General features: G+C 53.3%; 8 protein-coding genes. 5 read left to right on the top strand and 3 right to left on the bottom strand.

Translation table 11 applies throughout. From position 1 onward, the window contains the following. Nucleotides 1–179: 179 nt before the first annotated feature. On the bottom strand, nt 180–1,085 hold the full coding sequence (locus ACEQ15_RS17095) for a Fe(3+) dicitrate ABC transporter substrate-binding protein (protein WP_370280458.1): 906 nt from the start codon (nt 1,083–1,085) through the stop codon (nt 180–182). A 359-nt stretch (nt 1,086–1,444) separates the two neighbouring features. Here ACEQ15_RS17095 and ACEQ15_RS17090 point away from each other — a divergent pair, with 359 nt between their 5' ends. Genes ACEQ15_RS17090 through fecE form a run of 3 tightly spaced genes read left to right on the top strand, consistent with a single transcriptional unit; the run spans nt 1,445 to nt 4,148 of the window. Beyond that, the gene (locus ACEQ15_RS17090; protein ID WP_370280457.1) at nt 1,445–2,437 is read left to right on the top strand and encodes a FecCD family ABC transporter permease; all 993 of its coding nucleotides are present in this window, start codon (nt 1,445–1,447) and stop codon (nt 2,435–2,437) included. After that, the gene (locus ACEQ15_RS17085; RefSeq protein WP_370280456.1) at nt 2,437–3,375 is read left to right on the top strand and encodes an iron chelate uptake ABC transporter family permease subunit; all 939 of its coding nucleotides are present in this window, start codon (nt 2,437–2,439) and stop codon (nt 3,373–3,375) included. Before ACEQ15_RS17090 ends, ACEQ15_RS17085 begins: the two co-directional genes overlap by 1 nt. Continuing rightward, on the top strand, nt 3,375–4,148 hold the full coding sequence (fecE, locus tag ACEQ15_RS17080; protein WP_370280455.1) for a Fe(3+) dicitrate ABC transporter ATP-binding protein FecE: 774 nt from the start codon (nt 3,375–3,377) through the stop codon (nt 4,146–4,148). Before ACEQ15_RS17085 ends, fecE begins: the two co-directional genes overlap by 1 nt. Before the next feature lie 363 nt (nt 4,149–4,511). Here fecE and ACEQ15_RS17075 read toward each other — a convergent pair whose 3' ends face one another. Together ACEQ15_RS17075 and ACEQ15_RS17070 are read right to left on the bottom strand one after the other, a co-directional pair. Continuing rightward, the gene (locus ACEQ15_RS17075) at nt 4,512–5,309 is read right to left on the bottom strand and encodes a hypothetical protein (RefSeq protein ID WP_370280454.1); all 798 of its coding nucleotides are present in this window, start codon (nt 5,307–5,309) and stop codon (nt 4,512–4,514) included. After that, nucleotides 5,306–5,860 carry a hypothetical protein gene (locus tag ACEQ15_RS17070; RefSeq protein WP_370280453.1) on the bottom strand — a complete coding sequence of 185 codons (555 nt, stop codon included), beginning with the start codon at nt 5,858–5,860 and terminating at the stop codon, nt 5,306–5,308. Before ACEQ15_RS17070 ends, ACEQ15_RS17075 begins: the two co-directional genes overlap by 4 nt. Before the next feature lie 92 nt (nt 5,861–5,952). Between ACEQ15_RS17070 and ACEQ15_RS17065 the strand changes: the two genes are divergently transcribed. Both ACEQ15_RS17065 and ACEQ15_RS17060 read left to right on the top strand, forming a co-directional pair. Continuing rightward, entirely contained in the window at nt 5,953–6,603 is a 651-nt protein-coding gene (locus tag ACEQ15_RS17065) for a GntR family transcriptional regulator (protein WP_370280452.1), read from the top strand. A gap of 614 nt (nt 6,604–7,217) precedes the next feature. Continuing rightward, nucleotides 7,218–9,308, top strand: a complete 2,091-nt coding sequence (locus ACEQ15_RS17060; RefSeq protein ID WP_370280451.1) for a TonB-dependent receptor family protein — start codon at nt 7,218–7,220, stop codon at nt 9,306–9,308. The last annotated feature ends 664 nt before the right edge of the window (nt 9,309–9,972 follow it).

Genomic DNA, 9,972 nt, shown 5'->3' with positions numbered 1-9,972 from the left:
CCCGGAAGATACAAGATCATATTCCGAGTCGTATACTATATGATAATAATTCGCATTACCAGTAGCGTTTAATTATTAATTCCCTTGCGCGCTTCGCGATAAGATCATGCGAATCATGGAAATATCGCTGCGCTCAGCAGGATAGGGGCTGGCAGTAGGTCGACATCAGGAGACAGGATTTAATGCTGCACGGCTACCAACAGATCAGAGGCGATCAATTCGGCAGCATGGATACCACGTCCTAGTGACCAAGCGCTGGGATCAACCTGAACGATCTGTTGCCGTTTTGTTGCTGTCAGGTACGCCCAGACCGGGTGTTGTCGCCAACGCTTCAGGATATCGGAGCCGCCTTGTCGGGATACATAATCACCCAGTAGCAACCAATCGGGATTAATACCGGCGAGTTGCTCCAAACCGACCGGGATATAGGCCCGATTATCATTGCTTGGGGCTGCATTATTGAGCCCCAGACGTCGCAAAACCCCACTGGCAAAGGCGTGGCTGCCATGCAGGGTGACACTTTTGTGGCTGGTGACGGCAAACAGCATGCGCTCGTCTCTCACTGTCCGTTGCAGTTGCACCGCATAGCGATCCATCGTCAGTTGATGTTGGTGTAATGCCCGCTCAACCCGTGCTTCCCGCCCCAGCGCCCGGCCTATTTTTCGAGCCTCCTCCAGCAGCGTGCCATATTCCGCGCCATAGCTGAGTAGCAGCTGCGTCGGCGCGATCGCTTGCAACTTGTCATAGATCGCCCGATGGCGGAACCGGTCTGCAATGATCAGATCTGGTTGCAGACTGGCGATGGTTTCCAGATCCGGCTGTCCCCGTAAACCCACCGATTGATACGGCCCCAGTTGCGCGCGTATAACCGGTAATATTCTTTGTGCCCGCCGGTCATCAGCGATACCCACTGGACTGATACCGGCCAGAACGACCGCATCCAGAAAAGAATACTCTAGCACCACCACACGTAACGGCTTAGCATCAGGAGTCTCGTACCGACCGGTATCCGACTGGGGGTGAGCATATACAACACCAAACAACACCAACCCCACCAAACCACAGGCCCACCTAAAGAACATCATCACTCACACTCACTCATCACAAGGAATAGATCTGAACCGCGTCTCTGTAACACTCCACTCTGCCTACCATCAGCCACACTAGTTCCACTCGAGCTAAAGTATCCAGAATAACCTTGTCGCAGTAAATACAAATCATTATCATAACGCTTATCAAGATCTTATAATGGCCATACTGCATCGGTATTGTTTTCCGATATACGCATACAATAGGCACTCTGAGCGCACCGTCGTCATTGGCTGTTTCAGCTTGCAAAGTAGATACCAGCACTTTTACGTGATTTGGCGCTACGCTCAATCTTTGGGACACAGATTAACGGGTGTGTATTTAGTTTTTAGGACTTTCTGCAGGGATCAGGTCAATGATTTTCCGGACATCACCGTTGTTATCTGTCGCGCTGCTATTGCTGTTGACCTGCGGGTTTATGATGGCACTGCTCGGTGGCTCCACCTTTAACCTGCAACCAACGCACCTCTGGCAGGCATTGGCGGGTAGCCAGACTTTGGCAACGGAACTGCTGCTAAGCCTACGCCTACCACGGGTGTTGATCGCGGCCACCGTCGGGGCCACTCTTGCCATCGCCGGAGCCCTGATGCAGGGGATCACACGCAATCCGCTAGCATCCCCGGCCTTATTCGGCATCAATACCGGCGCTGCCTGCCTGCTGGTTGTCGGCCAGACGCTAAACCTCCCTCTGATATCCAACATGCCATTGCTGCAGACCACATTTGGCGCACTGCTAGCGGGTGCAGCCGTATTCCTTTTGGGCGGCGGGGGCACCGGCCGTTTACACCCAACCCGCTTGGTTCTGGCCGGGATTGCGGTTAATGCACTGTTTCTGGCACTAACCCGAACCCTATTGATCCTCGACGAACAAGCCCAGTCGGTGGTTGCCTGGCTCGCAGGGTCACTGGCCGATACGGATTGGGGTCACTGGCAGCAACTCTGGCCCGCTGCGTTACTCGGCACCGTGGCGGCATTTACTCTCGGTCCAAAGCTGAATTTGCTGGCGTTGGGCGATGAAACCGCTGCAAGCCTTGGCGGTTCACCCGCCCGTGTGAGGCTGCACGCGTCGGCAGTGGTGGTGTTGCTGGCGGGATCGGCAGTCGCGGTAAGTGGCCCTATCGCCTTTATCGGATTGATGGTACCGCACCTGGCCCGTCTTCTGGTGGGTCAGGATCATCGTATTCTGCTGCCTGTCACGGGGCTACTGGGCGCCGCCTTACTATGCTGGGCTGATTATCTGTCCCGGTTGCTGCAGTACCCTTCAGAAACCCCAGTCGGCTTAGTTCTGGCTCTGCTGGGCGCACCCTTTTTTGTCTGGCTGTCACGCCAGCAACAGGAGACCACCTGATGGCACTGCGTATAGGCATGATTGCGGTCGGCCTGCTGTTGATGGCGGTTGCCGGTGTTCTGCTTGGCACCCTGAGTTTGGAACAGGCGATGACACGCGCGTGGGTGATGCAGGACCTCCGCCTGTCGCGCGTCGTGATCGCCATACTGGCCGGATCCGCCTTAGGGGTTGCTGGGGCGCTCACACAGGGCGTGATTCGCAACCCGCTGGCGTCACCGGACCTGATCGGTGTCACGGCGGGTGCCAGCTTGGCGGCGACTGCAACCCTGCTGTTATTCCCACAGCTGGCCCACGCCTGGCTGATCCCTGCCGCGATTGTTGGCGGACTTGTAAGCCTGCTGATTCTGCTCTGGCTGGCAGGGGACAGTAAGCTGAATCCAACCCGCTTGGTACTGGTGGGGATCGCGCTCAGCTTCTGGTTTGGAGCACTGGTCGACTGGCTGCTGAGCAGTCAGCCCCAGCAAATCAACGCGGCCCTGGTCTGGCTTACTGGTAGTCTCTGGGGGCGAGGCTGGTCCCATGTCTGGATCCTGCTGCCCTGGCTGCTGGTACTACTGCCGGCTGCATTCACCCTGAGTCTGAAGCTAGACCTGTTGGCTCTGGGGGATGAAAGCGCACAGTGCCTAGGCACTGATGTAAAACGTGTACGCCTGTTGGCCCTGATCCTGGCAGTCACACTAGCGGCCGTCAGCGTCGCCGTGTGCGGTGCCATCAGCTTTATCGGTCTGGTTGCCCCCCACTTGGCCCGCCTGCTGGTTGGTGGCCGTCACTTATTGCTGATGCCAACTGCGGCCCTGCTGGGTGCAGCCCTGCTGCTGTTGGCAGATATTACCGCCCGCACCCTGACGCCACCCATTGAGCTACCCGCCGGGGTGCTGACCGCAATAATCGGTGCACCTTACTTTATATTCCTACTGTTGAGATACAGGGGCTGGTGATGAGTTATCTGAATATAGAGGGCCTGCGTTTGAGCTACGGTAAGCGCACGGTGATCGACAATCTGGATCTGGAGATTAGTGCTGGCAGGATTACCGCGCTGATCGGCCCCAACGGTTGCGGTAAGTCGACACTGTTGAAAACCATCGCCCGCGTGCTGACGCCACAGAAGGGACGGGTGAGGCTTAAGAGCCAAGATATCCACAAACAAGACAGTCGCACCATCTCACAACAGCTGGCGCTGCTGCCACAATCACCCATCACGCCGGAAGGAGTCAGTATCCGGGATCTGGTCGGTTACGGACGTGCGCCCTGGTGTGGACGCTGGGGTCGACTGTCGAGCAACGATGAGCAGATCGTCACCGACGCTCTGAATCAGGTCGGTTTGGCCGAACTGGCAGACCGGCCCGCTACTGCTTTGTCCGGTGGTCAGCGTCAACGCGCCTGGATTGCGATGATCCTCGCCCAGCAGACCGACCTGGTGCTGCTGGACGAACCCACCACCTGGCTGGACATAAATCACCAGATCGAACTCTTGCAGATGATGCGGCGCCTGAACGACAGCGGTAAAACCATTGTGGTGGTACTGCATGATCTGAACCAGGCCTGCCGTTACTGCGACGAACTGGTGGTACTACAACACGGCCAACTTCAGTCCCAGGGTGCCCCCGCCGATATTTTCACCCCGCAGTTGGTAAGCTCCGTGTTTGATGTACAGGCGGAGATCCACCGGGATCCGGTCTCCGGCAGCCCGACCTTGGTCGCGCTGGATTAAACGGGGATAAATCCCGGATTTTCCTACATCCACGATCCGCCACTCTGGTGCCCACGCGTCCCAAATCATCCTTGGCAGTTGGCAATGCGCATCTTGTGTTCGCCCATCATACGAGCGAAATGGCAGCAGATCATGACTGTGTCCTTACCATGTGGAACCTGTTTATGGAGCCAAGTATGGTCTATTGGTACAGCCAAATATACTCTAGACCGCGCCGTAATGGCTTGGTGTGCAAGTCGCTTTGGAAACGATTACAACGCCTTATACGGTTCCTGACGATCTCGTTTGGTTCACCATGTCAAACTCAGCGTTACCGGACAAGACAACCTGGGGGTACCGATGCGCAAAATACAAATGCGCCACCTACCGATGTTGCGCAATTAAGCCCGCCAAGAAGCGCTGACTCTCCGCCAATAACGAATAGCCATCATGCTCAACACCGGGCACCGTAACGAACTGAACCGCAATCCCCTGCTCACTGAAGTTCCGATGTAACGCATGTAATCGTTGCTGGCGACTGCGCATCCGGCCATCGGGTGTGACATAGTCATCCATGATCAGCTCGTTATCCTCCCCCCCAATCACCATCTGAACCGGTACCTGCCGCATGCTGCTATAACACACGGCACGCCCAAAACACTGCTCAAAATCGGCAATCCCCCGCCCCCAGGAATACTGCTCATCCAGTAAGGTCACCTGGCCTGGAGCCGCGATTGAAAGCGCTTTCAGTCGCTGGGGATGCAAATAAAAAAAACGGTGTGCAAACTGGGCCCCCCCCGAAAAGCCATGCAGAAACAGGCCCGGTAACACTGCGTAGTTGGCACTGACTTCATCGACCATAGCAAGCAATATCAGGTCATACCGTACGCTGCTGGGACACTGCATTTTGTAACTGTCTGCATCACCCGGAGCCAGGATTCCGACGGGAAACAACGGCACCAGCACAATACAGCTGTACTGCTCTGCGAATTCGATAAAGCGGTCACGGTAACTCTCCGCTGTACGACTGGAACCATGGATCACCACAACCAATGGCAGGGCGGTGCCAGGCTGCTTAGGCTGGATTTGCGGAACATAAAGACAATAGGAAAACCGTGGATCAGCCTGACAGGCGGTGAACGGTATACGTCCCTGATGATAACGTAGCTGAATCTCTCTCACATGACTTCCTTTCCGTTGGAAAGCACCAACTCCGATGCCGACAGCGGCCCCTGAGCAATGCAGAAGGGCTTTCCATTATCCTGCGGGATAACCTGTGCCCGCACGTTAAATACCCACCCAAGCGACACAGGTATAATGACCTGCGCTGGCTCCCCCTGCGCAATCAATTGTCCCTTCTGCATGACAACCACACAATCCGAGTACTGCACTGCTAAATTAAGATCATGCAGCGACATGACAGCGGTCAAGCCCTGTTCGCGATTAAGGTGGGATAAAATCTCGAGTACTTCCAGTTGATGCCCCCTGCCCAGAGAGGTAGTGGGCTCATCAACCAGCAGATCGGGGCCAAAGGTGGAGATCGCCACAGCTCGGCTTGCCCCGTCAGACACCTCCACTGTCACCACACGATTATCAGTGATGGCTGCTGCCTGAACCGTCACCGCTAACCAGCAAGTGAAAAGCCCAATAGTTAACAATCCTGCTCTGTCCATCCACTTTTTATTCGGGGGTTCAATACTTGCAATTATTTCGTTTTTCAGGCCCCACTTCACCGCATAATTGGCACCAAAAACAGACTGTTTTTTCTGATTTCATGGCTGTTAGCGTGTAACATTGCCTGCATTCGAGTTTGCAAGGATGAATAATGAGCACCAAGAACAAACTGCTTACCGACCAAGCCACCAAAGAACTTATCAGCCAGCTAAAACAGAAAATAGGTACCGGTGCATACCTTCCTGGCGAGTGGCTCAGACAGATCGATATCGAAAACACGTTCAACGTAAATCGCTTTACTGTGCGCTCTGCGTTTACCGAACTCAGCAGCAGCGGTTTTCTTCAGCATGTCCCTTATAAAGGCTACCGTGTTATCGAGTATTCCGTGCAAGAACGTATCGCGATTACAGAAGCTCGTGAATTGCTGGAAAGCGCAGTGGCACTTAAGGTCATGGCTAATATTGACGACGCCGGCATACAGCAGCTGCAAGACCTGGCAGAAGGATTTCACACCGCCATGAAAAAAGAGGACCTGGAGCAGATGATGGAGCAGAACTTTGAGTTTCATCGCTCCTTTTACAGCTACTGCAATAACCACTACCTCTCCAACATGATTGATGAAATGCGTGAGCGCGGCGTCGGCAGTGCAAACCAAGGCTGGAGCAAACGTTCGACCATCGCAGCCAGCAGCCAGGACCACTTCGATATGGTCACCGCCCTCCATGAACGCAACATCGTTCGCCTACAGTCACTTATCCATCTACACCTGAATCGCTGGCGAGAAGGTTATCAAGGCCTGTAGGCCGGCCCCAAGCAGCCGTTGCGAGTCTTACACAGCCAAGCTACTTAAAAGCGCAACGAGGTCTGAGTCACCCAGACCAACATTGGCGCCAATAAGAACAAATATTATCAGTATTTGCAACTGATTGATCTTCACCGATGATTACTTGCATTTGCAGCACCCTGGCTATAAATCCATTCGGCCACGGAGAAGACCGGCACATAGGGCTGCCTGGATTTGTACCGCCACATTTCAGCTATACCTCTCCTGCATACAACTCACTTTTGCAGCCGCTTATTCGCCCCCCCATATCAATGGACATCGCAAAATTACTGTACAGGCTAATACGGCGTTAAAAGTCGGCTCACAATGTTTTTTATAGCCCACTATTCAAGCCAGAAAAGAATCCGGTATAGCTAAATACAAAACCAAATGACAATCATTATTATTTGATTGTATTGGCGCCAATTTACCTTTATGATGCGCCCCACATAGCATGACCAGATTCAGAAAATGTCATGAAGTGACATGCAAGCGCCTGCGCCCCCACAGCGGCACAATCAGGACACCCGTGTAACGAAGAGCTATCAGCAATCAAGGTGCTGATGCCATAACCACCAGGGGATCTAAACACAATGACCATCCGCATCCGCCCGCCAGTCAGTCCGCAAAACTTTGCCCGCAATACACTCTACCAATTTTGTCTGCTTGCCAGCCTATCTGGTCTGGCACAGGCCAACGAAGCCAATGACCTCAATACAATGGTTGTGAGCGGAAACTGGTTAGGAACGGCCAGCACCGAAGATGTTCAAATCTATCCTGGCTCACGAAATCTGGTTACTGAAGAGGAACTTCACCAACGTGGCGCATTGAATCTAGAGGATGCACTGCGTGCCACCCCTGGCCTGCAAGTACTTGACGAAACCGGTACCGGCATTTTGCCTAACATCGGCGTACGCGGCCTAAACCCATTGCGCAGTGAGCGTGTACAGTTTCTGGTGGATGGTTATCCTATTGCCATCGGACCTTATACCAATGTTGGCGTTTCTTTGTTCCCGGTCACTCTACCCAGCATCGAAGCCGTCGATGTTGTCCGTGGTGGCGCGGCAGTCCATTTCGGCCCGAATAACGTCGGCGGTGTAATTAATCTGCATACCCGCCCAATTCCATTGAAAACAGAGCACACGCTGCATGAAAAACTAGTCATTGCAGAAGAAACCGGTAATGTATTCAGCGATACCTATTACCGGGTAGGCGGTCAAGTAGATGAAGACCTGGCGTTACAATTCCAGGCTAACGTACAGCGCGGTGACGGTGCCCGCGATCACTCCAATACCGAAGTAAACAACTTCATTCTTGACACCCAATACACGCTCAACGCCAATCACGACATCGCTGCACAATTGCAATACTATGATGTTGATGCAGAGTTGCCCGGCGCATTGAGCCCAGATGCCTACAGCGCAGACCCAAGCCAGTCCCAACGGCCGCACGATGGCTATAAAGCAGATATGTTACGTGGCACCCTGACCTGGACATTCACTCCTAACGACGATGTTGAGTTGCAATGGCGTAACTTCGCGCATGATGCAGATCGCACTTTTTTCTTTGGTCAGCGTTTAGGTACCGGCGATCACTGGGCTGATCCATCACTGCTTTCCACTCACGTGGCCGATTCACCGCGTCTTTTCAAGGTGTATGGCACAGAGCCGCGCTTGAGCCTCCGCCAAGGCAATCACGAGATCACGCTTGGTGCGCGTTACGTTCATGAAGACGTGGAGTTTGACGTTAATCGTGAGGAATTCGCCGCTAATACTTACGCAAACGTGCGTGATTGGAGCTTTGAAACTGACGCTTACGCTCTCTACGCCAGTGACACTATCAGCCTTCTGGAGGACCGTTTACAAGTTACACCGGGCCTGCGCTACGAAACCGTTAAAACCGATTACTTTGACGGTAAGTCCGGCAATCGTGATCAGAATGACGTTGACGAATTGCTGCCAGGCCTGACAGTAGGGTATCAAGCCACTGATCAGCTCTTCCTGTTCAGTAACGCCCAGCGCTCTTTAGTACCGGTACAAACGGCTCAGGTTACCAAAAACGGCGAAGTGGCAAACGAAACCGCGTGGAACTACGAACTAGGGGCACGCATTCAGGCTAGCGACAATCTAGCAACCAGCTTGACCCTATTCCGGATTGAACACGAAGATCAGATTCAATACAACAAAGCCAGCAACACCTATCTCAATTTGGGTGAAACCCTGTCTCAGGGGATAGAACTGAGCGCGGACTGGCAGACCAGCGCCAACCTGCAATTGGGACTGAGCTATAGTTATCTGGATACGGAACAGAAAAGCGGCGCCAACCAAGGAAAGGAACTGCCCAATGCACCACATCACCATCTTGGCGCAGAGGCGGTCTATAACTACGGTAACTGGCAGGCCAGCCTGAACGGTTTATATGTCAGCAGCAGCTTCAGCGATGCGGCAAACACTGAAATAGAGACCTCCAATGGCAGCGCAGGTAAGCTCCCTTCCTATACACTGCTAAATGCCCGCCTGGCACACAGTTTCCAACTGGAAAACGATAAGGATCTGCAGCTGTCATTGTCGGTAAACAACCTTCTGGACGAGGATTACTACTTCCGGGGCGCCGACGTCAGCCCTGTAGGTCGTGTACCGGCACCTGGAAGAGCGTTTATTCTCGAAGCCAAATTGGATTTCTAAAGCGATCCTCCCTATTACACTCTGGGTGGGTTTGCTGATTTTCAGCCCCCCCCTTCCTCACCCGGAGTGCCCTTTCACCCTGTGTATATACTACGTCTATATCGAGATTTGGTTTGGATTGTAGCAGCTGATCGAAAATGAGCTCCTCCATACTGAGAAACCAATGAATAAGCTTTTCTTATATCCGCTCCCTTGGTAAGGAGCTTGCAATTAGGTCCAGTCTCCTGCCCCTCTATGCCACATTTAGCGAATCTACAGACTCATTGAAGTAATCATGCCCGAAGTATCTCCCATAGTTCGGTCGCTACGTAGTGGTTTAATAACCAGAAAGCGTCAGTCATATACTCCTGAATACAAACTCGAAGCTGCCAGCTTAGTGTCGGATGTCCCTGAGGCTACCCGCTCGTTAGGACTCAATTTAAGGAGCGGGAAGCCCGGATTGATCTCGGTGTAACTTCATCGGAAAGGGACGCTTCTCGACCCAAAACCATCGTCAGACGTGTGCGGAAAGGGACGCTGCTTTGTGCCCAGACCGTGTGAAAAGTCGGATTGAGGATCAGCCTTCAACCATGAAGGGGGAATTATCCATTCTGATCGCCATAATGAGTCATCTTGGGGACTTACTTTCAGGTAAAGCCTAATCTATCCACTGCAAACCTACAGG

The organism is Pontibacterium sp., from assembly GCF_964228735.1.
Lineage (GTDB): Bacteria > Pseudomonadota > Gammaproteobacteria > Pseudomonadales > Balneatricaceae > Pontibacterium.
Note: the sequence above shows the minus strand (reverse complement) of the source record. Positions and strands in the feature narration are given on the sequence as shown.

Coding starts and splice junctions, on each gene's coding strand:
- ACEQ15_RS17095 (WP_370280458.1), bottom strand. CDS start 1,085: ATGATGTTCTTTAGGTGGGCCTGTGGTTTGGTGGGGTTGGTGTTGTTT.
- ACEQ15_RS17090 (WP_370280457.1), top strand. CDS start 1,445: ATGATTTTCCGGACATCACCGTTGTTATCTGTCGCGCTGCTATTGCTG.
- ACEQ15_RS17085 (WP_370280456.1), top strand. CDS start 2,437: ATGGCACTGCGTATAGGCATGATTGCGGTCGGCCTGCTGTTGATGGCG.
- fecE (WP_370280455.1), top strand. CDS start 3,375: ATGAGTTATCTGAATATAGAGGGCCTGCGTTTGAGCTACGGTAAGCGC.
- ACEQ15_RS17065 (WP_370280452.1), top strand. CDS start 5,953: ATGAGCACCAAGAACAAACTGCTTACCGACCAAGCCACCAAAGAACTT.
- ACEQ15_RS17060 (WP_370280451.1), top strand. CDS start 7,218: ATGACCATCCGCATCCGCCCGCCAGTCAGTCCGCAAAACTTTGCCCGC.